The sequence below is a fragment of the Candidatus Bathyarchaeota archaeon genome (assembly GCA_029882535.1).
Taxonomy (GTDB): domain Archaea; phylum Thermoproteota; class Bathyarchaeia; order Bathyarchaeales; family SOJC01; genus JAOUKM01.
Window position 1 is genome coordinate 1 of record JAOUKM010000026.1, and the last position, 23043, is coordinate 23043.

The window sequence follows — 23043 nt, forward strand, 5'->3', positions numbered from 1 at the left end:
AGCAGCGATCCCCCCCATAAAAAATCTTCGCAGCCCTTTGGAACGGGCACTAAAAAAACAAGACTCCAAACGAAAAGGACCATGAAAGTAGCTGCTACCTCTTTTGTTTTAACAACAATAATAGAAAAGAGGCCAAGCCCAAAGACTAGCATTATTAACAATGCAGAAAGCCACATAGTAAGTTTCTCGGAAGGAGAAAATGGCATAAACTTGAAAAAAAACGTCATCAGACCGAAACCAGCAATGATAAAAATTATGCCTAAAATTAACATTCTGTTAGAGGACCTAACTTGCCATTTCATTTATGCTCCTCCTAGTTCGACTATTCTATTCCATGTCATCATGAGGAGGAATATGTTGACAGGGATATTGACATCCACGACGTAATAAAATGCACAGCAAATTACGGATGGAGATATAATCCAACACTTTAAGCTTTCTTGTGCGCGGGCTTAGCAAATTAGCGTAGGCATTCCGCAAAACCAGAAAAAAGAGGAATAGATTACCGTCTGCGGGTAAAGCCGTACAAAGCGCCTGCAACAATCAATACACCAAAGACGACTATTATCCATGGCCAAAACTCAAAATCTGAAGGCAGTAGTCCAGGCAGTTGGGTAAGCCCCCAAAGTATTATTATTATGCCAATGAGAAGACCTACAATTGCACCACCGTGTGGCAAGCCGAAACACTCATCTTCTACGCGCTTTTCCCTCCGCACCCGTCTTTTTTCAAGGCGAGATACCTGAAGAGACGCTCCACATTTGGCACACACTTCGGCATCGTCCTCGTTCTTGAACCCGCATTTAGAGCAGTAAACCAAGTTTGTTCTCCCAACACTCCTTTGCCTATTCCATTCTTAAAGTTTTAGGTAGAGGCATAGAGCATCAATTCCTGAAAAAATGGGAGGTTGCAGGGAATATCTCCACTATCGGAGAAGATTGTGACACATCAACTGTCATTTTAAGGGTTTTACAGCTGAAACGTCAATGCTCATGGTTGAGACAAGAGCGTCTTTTACGAGTTCTTTTGCTTCATCATCTAGTTCAGAAATTTTCTTCAATTCTTGAGTATCTTTGTTGCGATCAGCAACGATGACTTTTGCATCAGGATCACTGACAAGATCTTCGAAAGAATACTGTGTTTCCTTAACAATTTTCACATCTTGAAAGCCTGCTTGCTCTATTGCCTCTATGTATTCGTCTTTCATAATTGCCCCTTTGATGCAACTGCAAGCATGTGCTCTCTTCTTTATGGCTTCTGGGAGTGCTTTTAGCAAGACAATGTCTGAAACCATTAATCTTCCTTCAGGCTTCAGCGCTCTAAATGCCTCTTTGAAAACTCTTCTCTTATTTGGCGCAAGGTTGATTACACAGTTTGAGATTATAACGTCAGCAGTGTTATCCGCAACAGGCAGATTTTCAATTTCTCCAAGTCTAAACTCAACATTCTTGTAGTTGTCTCTTCTAGCATATTCTCTTGCCTTATCTATCATTTCAGGCGTCATATCAACACCGATGACCTTCCCCTTTTCTCCAACCTTTTTTGCCGCAAGGAAGCAGTCAACACCAGCTCCTGAGCCTAGATCAATGACTGTGGCACCTTCTTTTAGAGATGCTAGTGCAACAGGGTTTCCACATCCAAGACCAAGATTTGCACCTTCAGGAATAGACTTTAACTCTTCTTCGGTGTAGCCCATCTTCTTGCCCAATTCTTCGTATGTAGTAGAGCTGGCACAACAAGAATCTGTGGCATTGCAACAAAGTCCCCCTTTGGTTATTTTCGCATATCCTTTCCTCACATTTTCCCTTATCTTATCTTCTTCCAAAATTAACACCTCCTCTCTGTAATCACATTGTGTCTATCCTTTGCCGAGTGATCTTTTCGCCTGCTCCTTCAGCTCTCTGATCTTTTCCACTGTTGGCATCACTTTCTGAAACAGGTCCTTCCGGGCCTGTATTCCCTCTTTAATAAAGAATGCCGCTGCTTCGGATCTGCTTTTAAAAGCTTCAACCTCGACGAGAGCATCCATTTGTTTCAGGTCTTCGTCGTTCAGTCTTGTCATGACTACGTTACTTCTACCCTCTAGCTTCTCACTTATTTTCATTAGAACCTTTTCTTTGATTTCTTCTGCATCCTCGCCTTCTGGGCAACAAGCCATCATAACGACCTTTTCGCCTTCCTTAAGCTTCTTTTCTTTCTTTTTCCGTCTTTCTTCGCCCATTCATCCCACCTTCTTTCAGTAACGTGTATTTTGTAATTTGTAATACATATATCAGACGTCAAACATATAAATGTTTACTTACGTATTACGTGATACACGGCATCCGCCAAAAGAAGGAGAATTGCAGGGAATATCTCCGCTACACGCACGCAGAGATTTCCTTAGCTTGTTTTGATTTTCTTACAACGAACCATGCTCTAACACTACCGCAACCGCTTTTTGTAGAATCTATCTTTATCATAATTGGCGGCTTCTCCAATTCTTCGTCGGCATCTGTAATGAGCGCGGCAAAGCTTATATGAAGATCGACTGAAATTAGTTTTGATGAAAAATGGAAACCAAAGTTGTTTATGCTGTCATCGGTATAATCATGCTATGTGTAGGATTTGCAGGAGGCTATTTGACTACCCGATTTTTGCTCCCCCCAACCGGAGGAACTCTGCTTGCTACTATCCAAGACAGAGGCTACATGATAGTTGGAACGAGTGCAGATTATCCCCCATTTGAGTTCATCAACGAAACAACACATGAAATAAGCGGGTTTGATGTTGAAGTTGCGAACGCCATAGGAGAAGAGTTAGGAGTTGAGGTTCAATGGCAAGATATGGATTTTGACGCGCTTATCGCAGCATGCAAAGGCGGGCAGATCGATATGATTGCTGCAGGTATGTCCTTGAAACCAGACAGAATGGATCAGTTAGACTACACAATATCGGTTTTCACTTCTGAAAGGGTAGTTGTCGTCAGCGCAAGTTCTTCAGTTGAAGTCTTAGACAGTCTCGCGGATATGGGAACGCTAGATCTACAAATTGGAGTTCAATCTGGAACAGTTCAGGCTGATCAAATTCAAGACTTAGTTGATGCAGGAGACGTTGATCCAGCGAAAGTGAGTGAATATCCTAAGGTGGACTTGATGGTCTTAGATTTGGATGCCGGTAGGCTCGATGCAGTTTACATTGAGAAAGGACCTGCAGATGCGTTTGGTAAGCAATACCCACTTAGATACGTGTATTCAGAAAAAGCATTTCCAGAAGCTTTTTGGGTTCGTAAGAATGAACCAGAGTTCAGAGACGCTGTCAACAAGGCAATATGGAAACTATTGACTGAAGAAATAATCGATGATTTGATAGTGAAATGGTTTGGCTAGCAACACCCTTTTTTTTTAAAAAAAAAGTTTAAATCGTTAGAGATAATTCGTTGGCTGGCTGATGTTCATGGCTATGGAAAATCTGTTTAGTAACTTGTTCTATATTCTGGAAGGATTACCGGTAACTCTTGAGTTAACAGCTTACGGACTAGCTTTAGGGTTTATACTTGGGTTCCCACTTGCTACACTAAGAGTCTACGGCGGAAAAGAAGCTAAATCATTTGTAGCTATGTATGAAAGAACGCTTCGAAGCATCCCACTTCTAATAATCATATTTATCTTATATTTCGGATTCTCTCAGGAAATAATACGCATTCCCGCTTTTCTGGCTGTATCCTTATCCCTAGGAATTCGCAGCTCTGCTTATCAATCTCAAATCTTCCGCGGTGCTATTGAGTCGATTGGTCGAGGACAAATGGACGCTGCTCTCTCAATAGGACTGACCCGTATCCAAGCTATAAGACACGTGATACTTCCTCAAGTATTAAGACTAGCATTACCCAGCTGGTCTAACGAAGCAGCAATAGTGATTAAAGACACCTCTTTTGCTTTCATTTTTGGAATTGCTGAAGTAATGAGACGAGCAAACTACATAAGAGCTGTTACATACGACCCTCTTACACCCTTTCTCATAGTGGCAGCAATATATTTCATTATAGTATTTCCCTTAACCAAAATCATTGGAACTTGGGGGAAACGCAAGACAGAGGTCATGGTTGGACGAAAATCTTGAGTGCAATCTTAAGAGTCGAAAACCTATGGAAATCCTATGGAACCCTGCAGGTGCTTAAAGGGATATCCTTTGAAGTTAAAGAAGGCAATACCATGGTAATATTTGGCCCAAGTGGTTCTGGAAAAAGCACATTGTTGCGATGCATAAATATGCTGAACCCACCCGACAAGGGCCATGTTTTTCTTCGAGATGTAGATTTAACAAAGGTGAAAAAGCACATAAACTACTACCGTTCAAAAATTGGGATAATTTTTCAACACTTTAACCTATTTAATCACCTTACAGCTCTCGATAACGTAAGCTTAGGATTGAAAGCTGTAAAAAAGATGTCAAAAGCAGAAACTGAAAAGAGAGCTCTAGAGGCTCTCACAAAAGTGAAGATGGAAAAATGGGTAGCCTCCTATCCAAGTCAATTATCGGGAGGGCAGAAGCAAAGAGTTGGAATTGCAAGAGCTATTGCATTAGAACCAACAATAATCCTTTTCGATGAACCAACTTCTGCTTTAGACCCGGAACTAATAGGCGAAGTACTTCAAGTGATGCTTAATCTTGCTAAAGAGAAAACGACCATGATTTGTGTAACGCATGAATTAGGCTTTGCTCGAGCTGTTGCCTCGGAGATGATATTCATTGATGAAGGAAAAATTGTAGAGAAGGGTACGCCCAAGCACTTTTTCACCAAACCATCGAAGGAAAGAACAAGAAAATTTCTTAACAAAATATCCGAGCTGTATGGACATCAGCAAACGGAAAAGAGCTGATTCAGCATGTGGGAATACATTGACAAAATGCTTATTGGTCTACTTGTCACTCTCCGATTAAGTTTTTCAGCATTAGCCTTTGGACTAGTTCTAGGAATAATACTTGCACTTTCAAGAGTATACGGAAAAAGGTCAATATCTTTCATTGCAAGTGCTTACATAGAACTTTTTAGAGACACGCCTCTAACAGTCCAGCTTTTCATTATATATTTTGGCCTACCAAGATTCGGCGTTCTTTTTTCAGGAATTACCGCAGTAACTCTTGCTCTAGGGCTTAACAGCGCTGCTTATCAAGCTGAGTACCTACGCGGTGCTATTGAGTCGATTCGTCGAGGACAAATGGACGCTGCTCTCTCAATAGGACTGACACGTATCCAAGCTATAAGACACGTGATACTTCCTCAGGCATTAAGACTAGCATTACCCAGCTGGTCTAACGAAGCAGCTTATCTACCTAAATACAGTTCCGTTGCCTTTCTTGTTGCAGTACCGGAACTGATGTCTAATGCAAAAATAATAGCTACTGATACATTTAGACCCATGGAAGTATACTTGCTGACCGCCCTAATTTACCTGGCATGTATCACAGCAATATCTAAATCGCTTGATATAGTACATGAAAAATACAAGCTTACCATTGATTGAAACCTGTAATGGAGTTCGATAGAAATGGTATCGCATGTTGCGGTTTTGGGATGTGGAAATGGCGGTTTAGCTACTAGTGCTCATCTCGCAATGAAAGGATTTACTATTGCCCTTTTTGAACATCCAAGATTCGCAAAAAACATTGTACATATAAAGGAAAAGCGTGGAATAGAAGTCACTGGCACTATTGAAGGCATGGCAGAAATCAATTTAGTAACAACTGAAATTTCACAAGCTATAGAAAAAGCGGAAGTAATAATTGTTGTTGTGCCTGCTTTTGCACAGTCAGCCTTTTTTGAGCTAATGTTGCCACACTTGAAAAAAGGACAAACCATTATTCTAAATCCGGGAAATCATGGCGCTTTAGAGTTGTATCGCCGCCTCATTCAACAGCGAATACAAGGAAAAGTCTTGGTAGCTGAGACTGCTTCCTTAATCTATGCTTGTATCCGAGATAAAGTTGCCAGTGTAAGAATCGATGCAATAAAAAAGGTAATGCCAATATCAGCCATTCCATCAATTAGAAATAGCGAGTTAATCGACTTAGTGAAGGAACTTTACAGTCAATTCATACTCGCCAAAAACGTCTTAGAAACAAGCTTTTCCAACTTTAACTTCATCTTACACCCAACAACCACAATACTCAATAGTGGCTGGATTGAATCAACTAATGGAAACTTCGATTTTTACCGTCTTGGAATGAGCAAATCTGTTTGCCGGATTCTAGAAAAGCTGGATGCAGAACGAAAAAAAGTCGGTAGGGTGTTAAAACTTGATCTAATCTCTACGGCCGAGCTTTTCGATTTCTTCTATGGAATTAAGGGCAAAGATATTTTCTCTCTTGTGCAGAAGAGTCCAATTCACGGTGGATACGGTCCGTCAGCCCCGAATAATCTGTTTCACAGGTATGTCACAGAAGATGTCCCATTTGGACTAGTGCCCTTATCATCTTTCGGCAAACTCACCGGAGTACCAACAAAGTTAACCAACGCTGTAATACGTATTGCCTGCTCGCTTAATAACACCGATTATAATGCAGTTGGGCGAACAGCAGAAAAACTTGGACTTGCGAACTTTTCCTTAGAAAAGATCTCTAAATATGTCACAGAAGGAGCAAAGATACCTTTTTTTAAGTAAAACTAACTACATGGTAACTTGCATTAGACAGGAGTATATGTCAATGGGAAAAAAGCTTGAAACGCTGTTGATAACTCAAAAAGAGGTAGATTTAATTCTGAACATGGAAAATGTAGTTAAAATTGTAGAGAATACTTACAGAGAATATGGTCTTGGAAAAGTGAAAAATCCTGCGAAACTGAGGCTAGATTTAGGAAGGACCCAAAAATGGCCTGATTATAACGCTTTTGTAAATGCAATGCCTGCGTATATTGGTTCCGCCGATCTCGCTGGGATAAAGTGGGCTGGTGAATTCCGAAAATTCAGAAAAGCAGGAGCTGATCAAGGCTCTGACATTATCATTCTTTTGGACCCACGAATAGGAGTATTCAAAGCGATTCTTGACGGGACGAAAATCACAAATTTCAGGACAGGCGCCGAGGCGGTGATTGGGATGAAATACTTAACGAAAAAGCATTCCAAGACCGCAACTATAATAGGCGCCGGAGTTCAAGGTCGAACTGTTCTCCTAGCTATGAAAGGAATAATATCAGTTTCAGAAGTTCGTATCTTTGATATCAACCTTAGGGCAAGCGAAAAATATGTAGAGGAAATGAAAAGTAAAGTTCCCTACAAGCTTAATCGGACTTCAACATTGCAAGAAGCAATTACAGGCGCAGACATAGTAGTTACAGCAACAACTTCTAAAACTCCATTCATTACGAAAGATGTTGTAGAACAAGGTCAATTATTTGTTACGCTAGGATTCCGAGAGATACATGAAGACGTTCCAAGAATATCCGATAAAATTATAGTGGACAATTTACAGCAAAACATCGAACACAGCAATCTTCAATTAGCGCTGGAAAAAGGAAAAATCACAAAGAAAGATATTTACGCAGAAATCGGTGAGATTGTGACAGGAAAGAAGAAAGGTAGAGAAACTAACGACGAGATAATAATTTTCAGTCCAATAGGAATGGGATGTCTAGACGTAGCAGTTGCAGCGCACATATATGACAAAGCCATTAGAAAAGGATTAGGGACATGGTTTAGTTTTGTAGAGTATCAAGCAAGCGATTTCATTTCAGACTGATAAGGCTATCATTTTTGTAGAAGTAACAAGCAAAAGATTATCTGAAACAAATTCCACTGTGCACGCATAATGTAAAAGGAGAAAAAGAGACTGCTCCTGACCAAAGGTACTAATACGTTTGGGAGATAGCTAATAAGCCAAGTCAGTAACAAAGAGCGCGCGCAGTGATTTAAGAGCGCTTGCCTACCCAAAAAAAGGGAAGTTGCGGGTGATGTCTCCACTGTGGGTAGAGTTCAAACCTCAACATCCTATTCAGATTAAGCCATAGATTTCTTGAACGTATACTTGCGTTGTTATGAGGGCTTGACACTTGTTATAAAATATGTATTCCGGATGTAGCTTTTCGGTTCATAAACCTTGTATGCAGCGAAAAGACACTGTCTAAGAGTATAACAATGCAAGCCTGTGATGAGGTTTAAAGAAATGAAACAAATAGCTGAGCCTAGAAGTATTGTTCACGCAGAGATTTTTAACGATAGGGTTCCTACAGGTGTTAAGGGGTTAGACGAATTAATCGAAGGAGGATTACCTAGAGGCAGCTTGACTATTCTAGCCGGATCGCCTGGCTCAGGCAAAACTATTGCTTCTGCTCAGTTTCTCCACCATGGCGCAACAGAATGTGGTGAAAACGGCGTCTATGTCTCCTTTTCGGAGCGTAAAGATGTTTTCATTAAGAACATGGAAAAGTTTGGCTTGGATTTTGCTGAATTTGAAAGGAGAGGTGTGTTTAAGTTCTTGGACTTTGCGACAACAAGAGAAACTGGAATATCTTCAACGCTTCATGCACTGCTCAAAGAAGCCTTCTCAATCAAAGCTAAACGATTGGTTGTGGATTCGTTTTCTGCGATGGCCTTAGCCTTTGAGAAGAAGATAGATGCTAGAGTTGTTCTTCACACATTCGAGAAATTAATGCGTCAAGCCGCCTGTACTACACTACTGCTGGTGGAGGTTCCTACAGGGAGTCTCAACTTGGGCCTCGGATTTGAAGAGTTCGTTGCTGATGGTTTGATTTTGTTCGAAACTATAGAAGACGAAACTGGAATCAAAAAAAGGGCAATAATACGCAAGATGAGGGGAACAAATCACAACCACAACTACAGAAATATCATAATTTCAGACAAAGGAATCTCACTAACGCCCTATATAACTTAGCGAATGTATGGCGCGGAAATAGTATTGAAAAACTCATGTCAATTGAACCTAATTATTCTTGAAGCGATAGACAAAGGTTTATCAATAGTGTGCGGTTCGGCTGCACCATCAGTTCTCTTTTTCCTAGAGAATTATGGTGCAATCAAATCAAAATCACACATTGAAAATCTGGAAAGTTTCTCAGAGGGCTTAGAGAAAATATTCGGATTTGGTTCAAAGGTAATAGAAAAAAAGATTCTGGAAGTTTTGTACTCAAATCTTCAGCTACCTCAACCCACTGAAATCCAAGACGAATTCGAGTTTGCGAAAGAAGTTGAGAAGATTTCCAATCTTTGCGAAGCTGACCAATTAGTGAAAAGAGAGAAGAAAAATTGAAAGAGAAGCGAAATACAGGCTCCATCTTCTTATCTCAGATACCAGATAATCGATACTGTATCGCAATGAAGACAAATGAAGGTGATTAGCGACAAAAAGGAAGAAATTAGAATGAACAGAAAAACTGAAGCGCTCCTGGCTACATGTGCGCTTGTACTGCTAGTCATTCTTAGTATCCTAACGTTTCCGACGAAGATGGTCATTGCACAAATCGGAGATATGCACAATCCAACAAGATACAATCTACTTGGGGCAACTTCTCATATTTCAGGCACTTTGACTGATGTTCAATTTGACGACGTTGCCTATATGAGTTTTGGAAGTTACTTCTCTGGAAAAGACATATCCGAGTTTGTCGATAATAATACATCAGATGTTGATGGCTCGGCAGATATTGGAACTCACAGCAATTTCTCGGCACAACAATATGGTCCAGATTCAATTTATGATACATTAAAGGAGCAGAATACAACTGCAACAGTAGATGACTGGGGAATTACCTCCAATTCCTTTACGGACACGTCGGTCCACTTGGAGTATCGATACTTGGGAGGGACGTCTCCCGACATTGACAACATGACAGTCACAAAGCTTCACATACGTTATAGTGGAACAGGAACGATGGCAATCGCGTTGTACACTGGAGGCACATTAATCGACCCAACAGGAGCCATAAAGAGAACCGAAGCATATAATGTTGCTGTATTTGCTGGGTGGAATGAGATAGACGTTTCAGATTATGACTGGGAAAAGAACGCCATCACATGGGTTGGATGGTGCCACAGTGGAGGCAACATTTATTATTCATCCAGTTCCGGGGAGTCGGGTGATTTCCAGTCGGCAAGAGGCAGATGGAGCCAGACTATCCCGTTCGATGCTAATGAAACCAGCTCAATGCCTACGAGTCCCGGTTCTGGTTCTTTCGTTAGTTACTGGTACGCCATTTATGTTGAATACGAAGCACCCAACTACGAAATGGACTTGGAAGTTCAATGGACAAGTGCAGACTACGACGAAACAAATGAAGAGTTAGCTATCCGCATCGACAAAGGAAACAATACATATTCTCTTGACGCCTTAGGTGGATTCATGATAATTGGTGATGGAACACCTGATTGGGGTTCAACAACAGGCACCATCTCGTTTTGGATCAAGTTGGACACAGTTGCCGGCAGACCGTGGGGTCAACATGAAAACATGGAAACAAGATTTTCCGGTTCAAACTTAGTTCTTGACTGGGGAGCTGCAGGTTCCCTTACAAGTAGCACCAGCTTTACTGCTGGTAAATGGTATTTCATAGCCATCGTGTGGGACGAAAACACGGACGATCTACATTTATACATTGGAGATAAAAACAGCCCTCCCACACAAGATGCCTATAACAACCTGTGGGCGTCTACAGTATCAACAGTAGGTGTCACACAGAACAATTTTATGGCATCAAAAGCTGGCGTAGATCCAATAGATGGGCATGGAGATGATTTGAGATACTGGAATACTGATACAAGCTTAACAGAAATACTGAGCAACTACAATGCCGAACTCACTGGATTGGAAACCAACCTCAGGTCTTACTTCAAGCTAAACAGCGATTTAGACGACATAGGGCCTGACAATAACGATGGTTTAATCCTCGGAAGCTACTCATTCTCTTCAGACGTGCCATGCGACTCACCGCCTACTGAAAACGTCCAAGTTGATGTTTGGAATGGCGGTTCATGGCAGACCCTTTTCACAGATCTCGCAATAGGATGGAACAATGTTTCAATTTCTCCACTTCTAAACTCGGCAACGTTTACAATTCGCTTGAAAGGAGAAGTAGAGACAAACGATACGAAGCAAGACAGTTGGAGAATAGATGTTGCGTTGCTACACGTTTGGTCCAAAGAGCATACAGCAGAAGTTGAATTTACCGGCCTGAGCAATGAAGAAAACTGGTCTCAATTAACATGGATGGTTGTCAGCTCATGGACAACTAGCTCAGTAAATGTTACCTTACAACTCTATAATTATACGCTTGGTGATTATTCATCAAATGGAAACGGATGTCTGAGTTACATCTCAAGCATCCTTCCAGGGGAAAGTGAAACTGCTTACCAAACAATAACTCTCAACCCAAATCATTTCAGAAATGCTACTAGTTACTGGAAAATGAAAATCAAGGGGGTCAAAGCTACAGATTCGGAATTCACACTAAGAGTAGATCTAGTTAAGTGCGAGTCTCTAACTCCACGGGAGGTTGCTGTTTTGTTCGTGACCATATCACCGAAGGACCCGTATAATGGTGAGATTGTAAGGATTAACGTAACAGTTCGAAATGAAGGTGGAAAAACGGAAACCTTCAACGTGACTGCTTATTACAACGATACCCAAATTAGCAAGAAACTTGTCTCAAATCTGGTCTCAGGCATTGATACCACCCTTGAATTTAGTTGGAATACTACAAAAGCCTTCCCGGCCACGTATATAATTAAGGCAATAGCCGATGCCATACCTGGAGAAGCAAACACGACGAACAACACCTACATCTATGGCTTAGTGAAAGTTGCCATTCAAACACCATCTTGGCCATTTGAATGGACTATAGGGATCTGCTGCATATTAGCAATTGGAGTTCTACTCCCTTTTGCCATAAAGCTTAGACGCAAGAGAAAAGCACACAAACTAACTGAGTCTACACTTACATTCCATGAACAATTTGGTGTGAATCAGCAGCAATTGGTTGGAAGAAAAACACTTCTAGAGGTTGACCCAACCTTAGGTTACCACAATGCCCTTTTTGGTTTAGTTTCCAAAGCGATCAGTAACGGTGAGCAAATTGTTATCTTCACAAGAAAGAACAGTGCACTACAAACGGCATTCTCTGACAAGGAAGTAGAACTCTTTCTATTAACTCCAAAGATATCCTCTTCTAAACGAATTAGCAAAAAAGAAGTTCTCATTCCTGTAAACGATCTTTCAGTTCTATTAGACACTCTTGCCAAAGTTCCAAAGAAAAAGAAAGGAAAACCCTTAACAATCCTATTCGACAACCTATCGGACACAATATTAATGTGCAGATTCGAGAAGACCTACAAATTTCTGCGCTTTCTTCTTGAAGCAATATCTTCACCCAAAGTAACGGCTTTATTCATTTTTAACCCAACTGCACATGATCCCGCGATTTCATCTTCCATTAGAGGTCTGTTTCAATTCCGATTGACTGATTTAAGAACTAAGCAAATGTCGAGACTCTAAGGGCAAATGCCCAATACATCTTCGTGCTAGCGTTAAACGTCTACCTTACAAGCATGTAGTTTAGTTTCGGTGTTAATACTTGATCCACACACACAGCCTTCCACTTTCCAACCTTCCAACATGCAGAACCGAAGGTGCTTGTTCTGTGCTAGAGGTGTGGAAAGTTGTTCTAAGCTGGAAGGTTTAGGAATCCAGTTTAGAAACCAAAGATCTAAAAAAAAGGCAACCTAAAAAGGGGAAGATTAGGATACGGCAAACTAAACGTCACTATCTTACTTTTTAATTGCTAGCTTTGCACCACAAATAGAGCACTTACCTTCTGCCGTAATTTTTGGTTTTTCTCCAACCTCTGCTCCACAGAGTCCGCACTTTACCATAAGAATTCACCTCCACGAATCCAATTGTTTTATTACGGATTTCTATTTGGAAGGTCAGAGCTTTTAAATGTGTGTGACTGTGGCAAAACAGCAACATAGATTTAAATAATATATGAATCAACCATGAAATATGAAACCGAGAAATGGCCATCTTTTATTTTTCGTGATCATCTTGCTAATGTTTTCTGTGCGTAACGTTTTCGCTCATGCACCTGACAAACCAACCGACAATGAAAGCCTTGCAGCAGCTTATGCGATATCCGATCCTACGAAGTCTTGGGCTCTCTATGCAGAACTTCATGAAGGAGGAGAAGCTCAATATTACAAGTTTGACTTGCCGCAGAATGAAAGGCTTCTCGTTCAGTTGTTTGTTCCAACTTCGGAGAAGAGCAGTTTCGTTCCCAACTTGGTTGTTATGGGTCCTGGGATAACCTCTCAAGATGCTGTGCCTGAATATGTGGAGACTGTAGAGGCAGTGGGAATAATGTTGTTGGAGGGGCAGCGTTCTTCTAGTCCCACCTATGAACCTTTTACTCCAAGCAGTTTCTACGAATTAGCGAGTTTAGACCAAGAAGTCAGTGCTGGTGGAACCTATCATTTAGCGGTTTATGAGCCTTCTCAAGGAGGCCACTATGGCTTAGCCATCGGCTACAAAGAACAGTTCGGATTAGATGAATTTATCAGAATACCAATAGATGTTATAGGCATTCATCAATGGGAGGGCCAGTCTTTACTCTTCATCTTTGCTCCACTGATACTCACGCTAGTCATCGGCCTTGCAATCTTAGTTCTGAAACGTCCTGCCACATTGCGAACATTGTTTGGAGGGATCGGAGTTTTTGCTGGTCTCCTATACCTAGGCAGCGGATTCATGACATTGACTCAAACGATTCTAGCCTTGACAACTGCTAATCCAGACTTGGGTGTAGTCTTGACCGCAATCTTCGTTCTGATACCGATTCTATTGGCTCTGGCAATTTTTCGACTTACGATTCACCGGAAGCAAATAACTGCTAGAACAAGAGTCTTCATGGCGGTTCTAGGAGTTCTGGGGCTTTTCGCTTGGGCAGGTCTCCTGATAGGCCCTGCCTTAGCATTAATCGTTTGTTTTCTTCCCTCCAGGCGTTTTTAGCGAAACAGTAAATATTCATATAGAACACAAGTTAGAGCGGTGGGTTACTTGACGATAGTTAAATTGCCAAAGATGGAAAAACATGAAATAAATCAACTTATTCGAGAACAAATGCTTTGTCGGATTGCTTTCAAAGGAGATGAGTATCCGTATATGGCTCCGTTTCAGTACGTTTTGATGAATGGATCCATCTATTTTCACTTTACAGATTATGGTAAGAAGATGAAGCTGCTTGAGAGAGATAAGCGTGTTTGTGTTGAGATAGAAAAGTATAGGCAAGATCTTAGCGAATATAGCTTTGTTGTCTTAAGAGGGACCTTAAAGGTTGTCACCAACCCTCATCAGAGAGCTAAAATCATAAGAAGAATGGCTGAAGAAGGGGAACAAAAACTTTCACCAAACTTCCTCGCTGCTCACGGTTTCAAAAAAGAGGAAGGGTGGTCTTCATTTACCCCCGAAAAACCTTTGGTTATAGTTAAACTCGAGAAGGCAACTCAAGAAATAGGCTTTAAATCTCCTTGATTCAATTCTAAGCTTTTTGACCAAGATTTTTGATCGCAAGAATAATTCTTTCTCAAGTTATTTACCCTTAGTAGAAATGCGTTCATATCCTTCTCTACATCTCGAGCAGCGATTGATAAGTTGCTTAAGATTCTTCTCTCTGTCTATAGAACCTATCATCTTGGTTTGCTTCCATTTCTTACTTATTGCAGAGTAATGTCCGTAATTCCTGCGTTTCATCTCCTTGGCTAGCTCATTGTGACGGTTAAACAGACTATGAACTTCAAGTAGACCCTTCTCTAAATAGCCTTTAACAGAATTCCCATGACTGATAGTTCCGATAAACATGTGAATTTCTGCGTGTTCCCCCAGCAAATGCTGTCTACACATGATTCTGGGATCAACCATCCACATTCTCATAGTTTGGCAACCGGCAGATCTTGCATTTCAAGTTGTTGTCTGTAATAGAGCTATCTTCCACAGGCTCTTATAAACTGCGAAGTACAAACTGCGAAGTACATTGTATACAGTGGAAGCGAGAAGTAGGATATCAGACCTTTTAGGGTCCTACTTAGGTAGATATCTCCATCTGTATCGGGTTCCAATCCCAGCGAATCCACAATAACTGTTCCGCTAAATGCTACCTTTGCTCACTAACCTGTAAGCCTCTTCAAATTAATTGTCCTCGCCGATGGAAACGCTTAATGCGGATTGAGACAATTGATGTTCTTCTGTCGTAGCTAGGAGCGTTGTTAGCTTGGTCTTGCTTGACCCTTTAGTAGCACTTGTAGTTTCATTCATCCTTCTAGCAGCCATGTTATACAAACGTGTGAGTATAGGCGTAACGTTAGTTTCCAGCGCAATAATTATGAGCTTCCTTTCAATGGGTTTAATAGGTGTTTTCAAGGTCTTAATTGAAACTACTTTTAACCTACTTACAATATCACTTGTGGCAGTGACTTTCGGAATAATGGTGCTAAGCCTTCTTTACAAAGAAACACAAACCTTAGAATCTCTCAGCAAAAGCTTTAGCGGCCTCCTCAGAAATCCTAAGCTCATCATCAGCGCACTTCCAGCCATAATAGGACTGCTTCCAGTACCTGGAGGAGCCTTGATGTCTGCACCGCTTGTTGAGACAGAAGCTGAGAAGCTTGGATTGAAGGAAGATAAGAAAACCTATGTGAACGTTTGGTTTAGGCACATAATCTTTCCAGTGTATCCCATGAGCCAAGTTCTAATACTTACAGCAACGCTTACAGAAGTATCGATAACCTCGATAGTTTTAAGTCAAATTCCCGTTGTTGTCGCCATGACAGTTGTAGGATATTTCGTGGTCCTTAAGAAGGTCACTGTTGCTGACACTGTTGTTCAAAAGACGAAGTTTCAAGAAAATCTTAGGATTTTCCTTATATCGTTTTCGCCCATTTTAGTAATGATTCTGACTGTTGTGATTTTTGGAGTCAACGTTTCCATAGCGGCGTTTGTCGGAATAATATTGTTGCTTTTAATCACAAGACCTAATCGACAAATTCTTATTAAAACAATTTCAAACGTCGCAGTCTACAAGATAGCTTTGGCTGCATACGGTGCTATGCTGTTGCGAAGCGCCACAATGGCTTCTGGAGTTTCAGAAGTTCTTGGTCAAACAATAGCAACATCGAACGTGAGCGAGGTCGCATTATTGGCAACGCTTCCAGCAGTTTTAGGGTTCCTCGTCGGTTCACCTTATGGAGGCATAGCTATAAGCCATCCAATCATGGCTGGAACATTGAATTTCACTCCGAGCAGTGCAAGTCTGCTTTACATTTCTGCCTATTTCGGATATTTAGCCGCTCCAACTCATCTCTGCTTAGCTCTGACTGCTGATTACTTCAAGTGTCCATTAAACAAGATTTACAAGTATTTGGCACCATCACTGGCGATATCTTTTGCGGTAGCCCTACTGGTCTACCATATATTGTAGCGAGCCAGTTCAATTTGACTCGTAAGAATTAGTTTCATCTGTTTCCTTTCTATTTTTTTTACATAAACTATGTAAAACCAGCCGTCAAACTCTGTAAAGCTTATCTACGTGTTTGTGTTTCTTGAGTGAAAGTTTAATTGAGATAAAACGCAAGATAAGGGGAGGCTCAAATGAAACATCTGATTCACAACGGTGCCCTCATTCCCAAAAGACCCGAATGGAGAAAACTCCACATAAGCGTGCAAGGCAAACGCATAGACTTGACGCCAGAACAAGAAGAAATGGCTGTTGCATGGGTTACGAAACTTGGTACAGCATACGTCGAAGATCCCGTTTTCATCGAAAACTTCTTCCTAGACTTCCGCAAAGCATTAGGTACAAAAAAGAAGGTTCCACCAGAAGACTTTAACTTTTCACCTGTAATAAAGCAGGTTGAAAGAGAGAAAGCCTACAAACTGAGCCTTACAAAAGAGGAAAAGAAAAAGTTAGCTGCTGAACGCAAGGCAATTAGAGAGAAAAACAAAGAGAAACACGGCGTTGCCATAGTGGATGGGATTAAAGTAGAAGTTGGTAACTACACCGTTGAACCCTCCAGCATTTTCATGGGGCGAGGAGATCATCCGTTACGGGGACGTTGGAAACGTGGCGCAGGCAAGAGCGACATAATCCTCAATCTTTCTCCTGATGCGCCAAGGCCGCCGGGTAACTGGAAAGAGATTTTATGGCAGCAAAATAGTATGTGGATAGCCAAGTGGGATGACAAACTTCGAGGCAAAGAGAAATACATTTGGCTAGCAGATTCTTCTCCTATAAAGCAACAGAAAGACATCGAAAAGTTCAACAAAGCTATTGAGCTTGGCAGAAAGATAGAAGAAGTCAGGAAACACATATTGTCCAATCTAGATGCGGATGAGGTTACAATACGTAAGATAGCCACGGTCTGCTATTTGGTAGATGCTTTGAAACTGCGTGTGGGAGACGAGAAGGACACAGATGAAGCGGACACGGTGGGCGCGACAACACTTAGATCTGACCACATAACTTTTGGAAAAAACGGCGTGGTGATTTTTGATTTCTTAGGTAAAGATGCTGTCAGGTGGCAAAAACGAATAAGACCGCCCAAACAGGTTGTTGACAACATTAAAGAGTTTATGAAATCAGCTATGTCATCAATTTTTGAAGGAGTAGGATCGAAGAACGTCTCACTTTTTCTCGACGAGGTTGCGCCTGGCGTTTCGGCTAAGGTCTTCAGAACCTATCATGCCTCTAGAGTAGTGGCTGATTTTCTTAACAGCTCTGACATTTCCAAGCCTGACCCAGAATATGAAAAGAAACATGTTGCCACTATGGCCAATTTGGAAGCCGCTATCATTTGTAATCATAAGAGAAAACCTCGGAAGAATTGGGAGGAGTCTTTGGTGAAGAAGATGGAAAGGTTGAAGAAGCTGAGAGCCAGAAATACTCCTAGTGCAAAGAAGCGAGCTAAGATTCTTCAATCTAAGATTAATGCTTTCCGTGAAACTAGGGATTACAATCTTGGAACTTCTTTGAAAAGTTACATTGATCCTCGCATCTATTACAAGTGGGGGCAGAAAGTGGATTTTGACTGGAAGCTTTATTACCCTAAGGCGTTGCAGAAGAAGTTTTCTTGGGTGGAGCGCGAAACTGTTTAAATTTTTTCGAAGCGTATGATGTAGACTAGCTGGTTTTCGTTCCATTCACCGTGCTTCTCTCTCCAAGAGTCTCTAAACTCTTTTAGCGTATAGTTGCCCTCTGCTTTGGCGTCTTTTTCGGTGAAATACTTCAAGCGTTTCCTTTCAACTGAAATCACGCGTAAATCTGCGAAGTGTGGCTCCAGTACTGTGGCATAAGCTATCTTGCCGGCTTTTATTTCTAGATCCGGAGGAGTTGTTCTTGTGATTTGGGTTTGTAAGCCTTTTAGAATGGGTTCTTTGTTAGCTGCCGTGAAAGTGAGTTCGCAAGGTTCTTCGATGATTTCTTCCATGATTTCTTCAATAGGTTTTTCTGGTTCTTTGGCGGCTTTTGCGATGACTCGTCGTGCTTTTCTGCCGTGAACTGGTTTGCTGGCGATTTCTTTGGCAACTTCTATTTGTCTTGTTGGTTCTTCGATTAGTTGGGTGATGGTGAGGGCTGTGCTATAGTCGAGTTTACCTAGTTCTCGTGGTACGCCTACTTTTTCTGGTGGTGTAATCATTTTTTGAATTTCTACTGGTGCTTTTGTTAGTTTGAGCCAGTTATTGACAGTGCCGGAGGATACGCCGATTTTCTTTCCGATAACTTCCTTTGAGGGATATTTTTCTGGGTATTTCGTTAGGAGTTGCTTGCAGCAGTTTCCTTTTTCCACTGCGTTAAGATCCTCTCTTTGTATGTTTTCTATTAGGTTTAGCTCTATTACTTGTTCGTCTGTGAAGTTTCGAATTATTGCGGGGACTGTTTTTAGTCCTGCTTGCTGTGATGCGCGGTAGCGTCGTTCGCCTACCACAACTTCATATTCGTTGTCTATGGGGCGGATTATGAGTGGTTCTAGAAGGCCTACTTGTTTGATGCTGTCAGCCAACTCGTTTAGTTTTTCGATGTTTATGCCGAGGCGGGGGTTTAGTCTGTTTGGACGAATTCTGCTCAGTTCGATTTCCTTCAGTTCAACCATGCGTTGCCCTTTCTCCTTTTCTTTTTAAGAAGTGTTGCTTGATCTTATAAACTGCGTGTGTTGGTTGTGTGTGCCTAGTCTTAAGGCTAGGTTTTGTTTGGCTTCTAATATGGTTAGTTATTTGAGGGAGCATTAGGTTTTTAAGTGACAAAAGATGTTTTCGAGTGTTATTGGTGGATATTGACATGAGTTTTGCTGTAGAGGCAGAAAGTCTCGTGAAGGTTTTTGGTGATATTAGAGCTTTGGATGGTTTAAGCTTCAAGATCAAACCTGGTGAAATTTATGGGCTCATTGGTCCCAATGGTGCTGGAAAGACAACGGCGCTTAGAATTGCTGCAACATTAATTTTGCCAACTTCTGGTTCCGCGAAAGTGTACGATCACGATGTGGTTAGCGAGGCTTCAGAAGTTCGCAAGCTTATAGCCTATCTTCCAGAGGAGGCGGGAGCTTACAAGAATCTTTCTGGAGATGAATATCTTCGGTTTATGGCTAAGTTCGGCTCAGAAAGCAACGAAGTCCTTGAAGAGACGGTTAGAAGTGCTGAAGAGATTTCTGGGCTTGGCGATCGTTTACGCGATAAGGTGAAGACTTATAGTAAAGGAATGAAACGTCGGCTTCTCGTAGCTAGAGCCCTTATGACAAAGCCGAAGTTGGCAGTGTTAGATGAACCGACAAGTGGATTGGATGTTCTTCATTCGGTTCATGTCAGAGAAATCATTAAACAGTATGTGGAGAAACACGGTGTTTCCGTTTTGCTCTCCAGTCACAACATGTTGGAAGTCGAATATTTGTGTGAAAGAGTTGCTCTGATTGATCATGGAAAAATTGTGGCGGAAGGAACCCCGGAAGAGTTAAAGTCGAAGAATAAGGTTGAAAATTTGGAAGAGGCTTTCGCGAAGGTGGTTGGTCTTGCTTAAAGGCTTAGGAAACGTTGTCGTAAAAGAGCTCAAAGAATTACTGCGCGATCCGAAGATTCTTATTGGAATGATTCTTGTCCCGCTTGTGATGTTCCCAATCATGGGATTCGTTATCAGAGGAGCTATGGAATCAACAGAAGAGCGTCTTCAAAGCCTCCAAATAGGTGTCGTAGATTTTGACCACGGCATCATTGCCAAAAATTTGACAGACTTCCTTGATGACTTAGATACCGTGATACTTGTCAACATTAGTGCTTCTAATGTGGAGGAAGCTGTGGAAATTTTGCAGACAGAGACAAACGCAACAGATCTTATAGTGATTCCCGCAGGATTCACAGAAAATGTGTCGCAAGCAAATCCAGATAAATATCCTGTAAATGTCGAAGTTTACAGTGTTTTTTCTGGTGCTGGCGGGATTGCTGAGACGGCGACTTCCTCAGTTGTTAGTGAGTATTTGGAATATTTCAAAAAGACGTTGGCGCCTGATCCGTTTCAAACAGTGCCGAAGTCAATCGTCAAGGGTAAACCTACAGATGTTCCACCCAGCGTGCTTTTCAGTATAATGTTTTCGCAGGTTTTCGCTTTGCCCATAACCGTAAGCATATTACTTGTTTTTTCTATGCAAATTGCTGCCACTTCTGTGGCTTCGGAAAAAGAAGAAAAAACTCTGGAAACCCTACTGAGTTTGCCCATAAGCCGCTTTACTATCTTGTTCGGAAAGCTAGCAGGATCAACTATCGTGGCGGCTGTAGGCGCAATTGCCATCATTGTAGGGTTCAACTATTACATGGGATCTTTCATGGTTATGGGCGACATGGGTGTTTCGCTGGATCTTGCTGCCATTGGTTTGGCCCCAACTCTTCTTGGATACCTAATTCTAGGCGCGTCGGTTTTCGCATCTTTGCTTTCGGCTCTTGCGTTGGCGATAATCATATCTGCTTTTTCTGAGGATGTTAGGGGTGCGCAGTCAATCGTTGGTTATCTTTACGTCATTATTATGTTGCCCATGTTCATCATTATGTTTACTGATTTCAATTCCTTACCATTGGCGGCTAGGATAGTTTTGCTCGCCATTCCTTATACTCATCCAATGCTGGCGGCGCAAGCTACTCTCACCGGAAACTTTTTGATGGCGATTTTTGGCGTTGTCTATGTTGTTCTTTTTACAGTCGCCTTGCTTTACATAGCTGCAAAGCTGTTCGCTACGGAAAAAATTTTGACTGCAAAGTTAAGGTTTAGAGGTTTTAGGCTGAGAAAAAAGAAAGGCTAGCGTTTAGGGCTTAAACTTTAAGCCAACCAACTTGGGTTAGGTTTGGGGTTAAAATTTAATGCCCACACACACCACCCTAATGACGCTATACTTTTAGGTTTGGTTTCAAGGTATTATGATTTGGGAAGAAAAGAAATGCAAAAAATCACAATATTCTCTTGGATGATAGTCTTAGTTCAGATTTTGATTGGCATCTATTTCTACCCTCAGATGCCTGAACAAATGGCGATTCATTGGAATATTAGTGGAGTAGTTGATGGTTATTCCTCAAAGATTTGGGGGTCATTCTTGTTACCGTTAGTTTCAATTGCCCTTTTTTTATTATTTCTTGGGATTCCAAAAATTGACCCGCTTAAGAACATTGAAAAATTCGGAAAGTATTATTGGGGATTAGTTGTTTCGTTGCTTGCCTTTTTGCTATATTTAGATTCCTTAGTGATTTCTTGGAATTTAGGTTTGGTTAACTTTAGCATGTTTCAAGCATTGGCTCCACCAATTGGCATACTTTTCTACTATCTTGGTGTTGTAACAGAAAATGCGAAGAGAAACTGGTTTGTCGGAATTAGAACTCCGTGGACTTTAAGCGATGAAAATGTATGGGATAAGACTCATAAATTAGGCGGTAAACTGTTTAAAATCTGCGGAGTTTTAGCCTTGTTTGGAATCATTTCCGAATGGTTCGCTCTATTCCTGATTCTTGCACCTATAATTCTTGTGATTGTCTATCTGACCACATATTCATACTTTGAGTATAAGAGACAATAACCAAATTTTTTTGTTAAAATTTAACCTGCATTATTACTCAGCTGGAGTTGCAGAATTTTTTTCTGGTTAAAATTTAACACCAACCAACCAATCCTATGCGCGCGCACCCTGCACGCAACAGCTACATGACATACATACGTGCACGCAAACTCTTCGAAACACATAAGTCTTATTTGGTCTTTTCATAACCTAATATTGGTGGGGAGTATTGCGTACGAGAGTCGGTAACTCGCAATTTTTCATGGTTGGGGCTATTGGCTTTCTTGTTGGCTTCTTTGCATGGTTTTTTTGGCTTCTGCTTGCTGTTTCAACTTGGCTCTCCTATTTTTGGGGATTTGGGCACCTTAATTATATGAGTGGAATCTTCTTTCAGAACTGGGCTTTTCACACGATTTTCCGCAGTCTTTTGTCTCTCTCGCTTGCCCTAGGAAGCTTCGGATGTTCTGCTCTGAAGCAGAAGTATGGCTCGAACTTGGCACTTGGATGCGGAGTGTTGTACCTAGCCATCTCCGCTGTTCTGACTTCTTCTCTGATTATACCGATATCGAATTTATCCCGTCTCCTGTGGTACATCTACTACAATCCTGCAACGCTACTTAATGTTGGGCTACTAGTTTTGGGAGCCACCTTGCTATCGATTCGAAAGTCCCTTCCCAACTCCCATAAGGCTCTATGGATCGGACTCATTTTCATCCTAATCTCAGCACCCACATTGACGTGTTTCGTCAATGTAATTTGGTATTGGGGCTTCGAATTTTGGCTTTTGCTTTTTGGCTGGCTCTATGCAATCAACGCTATAGCAACAGCTAGGTTTATGCTTCAAATGCGTGCTTGATTGGGTCTGGGATTAAACTCTTACCCAACCATCCAAGCGCAAACACACACAGGAAACTTTATGCCAAGTGAACTATTGGAAATAATAACGGATGTGGACCAAATGAAAATTCTTGTGTGTTTAGAGGTTGGC

General features: G+C 41.4%; 23 protein-coding genes. 18 read left to right on the forward strand and 5 right to left on the reverse strand.

Annotation, left to right across the window (positions count from 1 at the left end):
* Positions 1–387: hypothetical protein (locus OEX01_06960; protein ID MDH5448719.1), on the forward strand; the 387-nt coding region annotated here is incomplete at its 5' end.
* A 115-nt stretch (positions 388–502) separates the two neighbouring features.
* On the opposite strand, the gene OEX01_06965 is transcribed toward OEX01_06960, so the two are convergent.
* The 3 genes from OEX01_06965 to OEX01_06975 all read right to left on the reverse strand — a co-directional run bounded on the left by OEX01_06965 (position 503) and on the right by OEX01_06975 (position 2221).
* A complete protein-coding gene (locus tag OEX01_06965) occupies positions 503–820 on the reverse strand; it encodes a zinc-ribbon domain-containing protein (protein ID MDH5448720.1) in 318 nt (105 codons plus the stop codon).
* 135 nt (positions 821–955) lie between these two features.
* On the reverse strand, positions 956–1825 hold the full coding sequence (gene arsM / locus OEX01_06970) for an arsenite methyltransferase (protein ID MDH5448721.1): 870 nt from the start codon (positions 1823–1825) through the stop codon (positions 956–958).
* Positions 1826–1858: 33 nt separating this feature from the next.
* Complete coding sequence (locus OEX01_06975; GenBank protein MDH5448722.1) at positions 1859–2221, reverse strand: hypothetical protein; 363 nt, start codon at positions 2219–2221, stop codon at positions 1859–1861.
* A 331-nt stretch (positions 2222–2552) separates the two neighbouring features.
* Between OEX01_06975 and OEX01_06980 the strand changes: the two genes are divergently transcribed.
* The 11 genes from OEX01_06980 (at position 2553) to OEX01_07030 (ending at position 14514) form a co-directional block, all read left to right on the forward strand.
* A complete protein-coding gene (locus OEX01_06980; GenBank protein ID MDH5448723.1) occupies positions 2553–3368 on the forward strand; it encodes a transporter substrate-binding domain-containing protein in 816 nt (271 codons plus the stop codon).
* A gap of 61 nt (positions 3369–3429) precedes the next feature.
* On the forward strand, positions 3430–4101 hold the full coding sequence (locus OEX01_06985; GenBank protein MDH5448724.1) for an amino acid ABC transporter permease: 672 nt from the start codon (positions 3430–3432) through the stop codon (positions 4099–4101).
* A 5-nt stretch (positions 4102–4106) separates the two neighbouring features.
* Positions 4107–4862, forward strand: a complete 756-nt coding sequence (locus OEX01_06990) for an amino acid ABC transporter ATP-binding protein (GenBank protein ID MDH5448725.1) — start codon at positions 4107–4109, stop codon at positions 4860–4862.
* A 6-nt stretch (positions 4863–4868) separates the two neighbouring features.
* Positions 4869–5507, forward strand: coding sequence for an amino acid ABC transporter permease (locus tag OEX01_06995; GenBank protein ID MDH5448726.1), 639 nt, complete (start codon positions 4869–4871; stop codon positions 5505–5507).
* Positions 5508–5531: 24 nt separating this feature from the next.
* Entirely contained in the window at positions 5532–6644 is a 1113-nt protein-coding gene (locus OEX01_07000; protein MDH5448727.1) for an NAD/NADP octopine/nopaline dehydrogenase family protein, read from the forward strand.
* Between the two features lie 43 nt (positions 6645–6687).
* The gene (locus tag OEX01_07005) at positions 6688–7719 is read left to right on the forward strand and encodes an ornithine cyclodeaminase family protein (GenBank protein MDH5448728.1); all 1032 of its coding nucleotides are present in this window, start codon (positions 6688–6690) and stop codon (positions 7717–7719) included.
* A 423-nt stretch (positions 7720–8142) separates the two neighbouring features.
* Positions 8143–8871 carry an AAA family ATPase gene (locus OEX01_07010; protein MDH5448729.1) on the forward strand — a complete coding sequence of 243 codons (729 nt, stop codon included), beginning with the start codon at positions 8143–8145 and terminating at the stop codon, positions 8869–8871.
* A 24-nt stretch (positions 8872–8895) separates the two neighbouring features.
* A complete protein-coding gene (locus OEX01_07015) occupies positions 8896–9246 on the forward strand; it encodes a hypothetical protein (GenBank protein ID MDH5448730.1) in 351 nt (116 codons plus the stop codon).
* A gap of 75 nt (positions 9247–9321) precedes the next feature.
* Positions 9322–12483: a hypothetical protein gene (locus OEX01_07020; GenBank protein MDH5448731.1), complete on the forward strand. Its 3162-nt coding sequence runs from the start codon at positions 9322–9324 to the stop codon at positions 12481–12483.
* A gap of 549 nt (positions 12484–13032) precedes the next feature.
* Complete coding sequence (locus OEX01_07025; GenBank protein MDH5448732.1) at positions 13033–13992, forward strand: hypothetical protein; 960 nt, start codon at positions 13033–13035, stop codon at positions 13990–13992.
* Between the two features lie 48 nt (positions 13993–14040).
* Positions 14041–14514: a pyridoxamine 5'-phosphate oxidase family protein gene (locus OEX01_07030; GenBank protein MDH5448733.1), complete on the forward strand. Its 474-nt coding sequence runs from the start codon at positions 14041–14043 to the stop codon at positions 14512–14514.
* Positions 14515–14571: 57 nt separating this feature from the next.
* Here the strand turns inward: OEX01_07030 and OEX01_07035 are convergent, their stop codons facing one another.
* Complete coding sequence (locus tag OEX01_07035; protein MDH5448734.1) at positions 14572–14901, reverse strand: pyrimidine dimer DNA glycosylase/endonuclease V; 330 nt, start codon at positions 14899–14901, stop codon at positions 14572–14574.
* Between the two features lie 349 nt (positions 14902–15250).
* Here OEX01_07035 and OEX01_07040 point away from each other — a divergent pair, with 349 nt between their 5' ends.
* Together OEX01_07040 and OEX01_07045 are read left to right on the forward strand one after the other, a co-directional pair.
* Positions 15251–16456, forward strand: coding sequence for a DUF401 family protein (locus OEX01_07040; GenBank protein ID MDH5448735.1), 1206 nt, complete (start codon positions 15251–15253; stop codon positions 16454–16456).
* A 170-nt stretch (positions 16457–16626) separates the two neighbouring features.
* The gene (locus tag OEX01_07045) at positions 16627–18129 is read left to right on the forward strand and encodes a DNA topoisomerase I (GenBank protein MDH5448736.1); all 1503 of its coding nucleotides are present in this window, start codon (positions 16627–16629) and stop codon (positions 18127–18129) included.
* Here the strand turns inward: OEX01_07045 and OEX01_07050 are convergent.
* Positions 18126–19124, reverse strand: coding sequence for a ParB/RepB/Spo0J family partition protein (locus OEX01_07050; protein ID MDH5448737.1), 999 nt, complete (start codon positions 19122–19124; stop codon positions 18126–18128). The genes OEX01_07045 and OEX01_07050 overlap by 4 nt on opposite strands.
* A gap of 185 nt (positions 19125–19309) precedes the next feature.
* On the opposite strand from OEX01_07050, the gene OEX01_07055 reads away from it, so the two are divergent.
* The 4 genes from OEX01_07055 to OEX01_07070 all read left to right on the forward strand — a co-directional run bounded on the left by OEX01_07055 (position 19310) and on the right by OEX01_07070 (position 22911).
* Positions 19310–20041 (forward strand): ABC transporter ATP-binding protein, encoded by a 732-nt coding sequence (locus tag OEX01_07055; protein ID MDH5448738.1) that lies wholly within the window; start codon positions 19310–19312, stop codon positions 20039–20041.
* Positions 20028–21311 (forward strand): ABC transporter permease, encoded by a 1284-nt coding sequence (locus OEX01_07060; GenBank protein ID MDH5448739.1) that lies wholly within the window; start codon positions 20028–20030, stop codon positions 21309–21311. The genes OEX01_07055 and OEX01_07060 overlap by 14 nt, the downstream gene beginning before the upstream one ends.
* A 120-nt stretch (positions 21312–21431) precedes the next feature.
* Positions 21432–22076, forward strand: coding sequence for an SdpI family protein (locus tag OEX01_07065; protein ID MDH5448740.1), 645 nt, complete (start codon positions 21432–21434; stop codon positions 22074–22076).
* A 208-nt stretch (positions 22077–22284) separates the two neighbouring features.
* Positions 22285–22911, forward strand: coding sequence for a hypothetical protein (locus OEX01_07070; GenBank protein ID MDH5448741.1), 627 nt, complete (start codon positions 22285–22287; stop codon positions 22909–22911).
* Positions 22912–23043 lie beyond the last annotated feature (132 nt).

Bases quoted from the DNA above. Each gene is read 5' to 3' on its own strand.
- OEX01_06995 (MDH5448726.1), top strand. From the start codon at position 4,869: ATGTGGGAATACATTGACAAAATGCTTATTGGTCTACTTGTCACTCTC.
- OEX01_07045 (MDH5448736.1), top strand. From the start codon at position 16,627: ATGAAACATCTGATTCACAACGGTGCCCTCATTCCCAAAAGACCCGAA.
- OEX01_07020 (MDH5448731.1), top strand. From the start codon at position 9,322: ATGAAGGTGATTAGCGACAAAAAGGAAGAAATTAGAATGAACAGAAAA.
- OEX01_07055 (MDH5448738.1), top strand. From the start codon at position 19,310: ATGAGTTTTGCTGTAGAGGCAGAAAGTCTCGTGAAGGTTTTTGGTGAT.
- OEX01_07000 (MDH5448727.1), top strand. From the start codon at position 5,532: ATGGTATCGCATGTTGCGGTTTTGGGATGTGGAAATGGCGGTTTAGCT.
- OEX01_06985 (MDH5448724.1), top strand. From the start codon at position 3,430: ATGTTCATGGCTATGGAAAATCTGTTTAGTAACTTGTTCTATATTCTG.
- OEX01_07035 (MDH5448734.1), bottom strand. From the start codon at position 14,901: ATGGTTGATCCCAGAATCATGTGTAGACAGCATTTGCTGGGGGAACAC.
- OEX01_07050 (MDH5448737.1), bottom strand. From the start codon at position 19,124: ATGGTTGAACTGAAGGAAATCGAACTGAGCAGAATTCGTCCAAACAGA.
- OEX01_07010 (MDH5448729.1), top strand. From the start codon at position 8,143: ATGAAACAAATAGCTGAGCCTAGAAGTATTGTTCACGCAGAGATTTTT.
- OEX01_07005 (MDH5448728.1), top strand. From the start codon at position 6,688: ATGGGAAAAAAGCTTGAAACGCTGTTGATAACTCAAAAAGAGGTAGAT.
- OEX01_06980 (MDH5448723.1), top strand. From the start codon at position 2,553: ATGGAAACCAAAGTTGTTTATGCTGTCATCGGTATAATCATGCTATGT.
- OEX01_06975 (MDH5448722.1), bottom strand. From the start codon at position 2,221: ATGGGCGAAGAAAGACGGAAAAAGAAAGAAAAGAAGCTTAAGGAAGGC.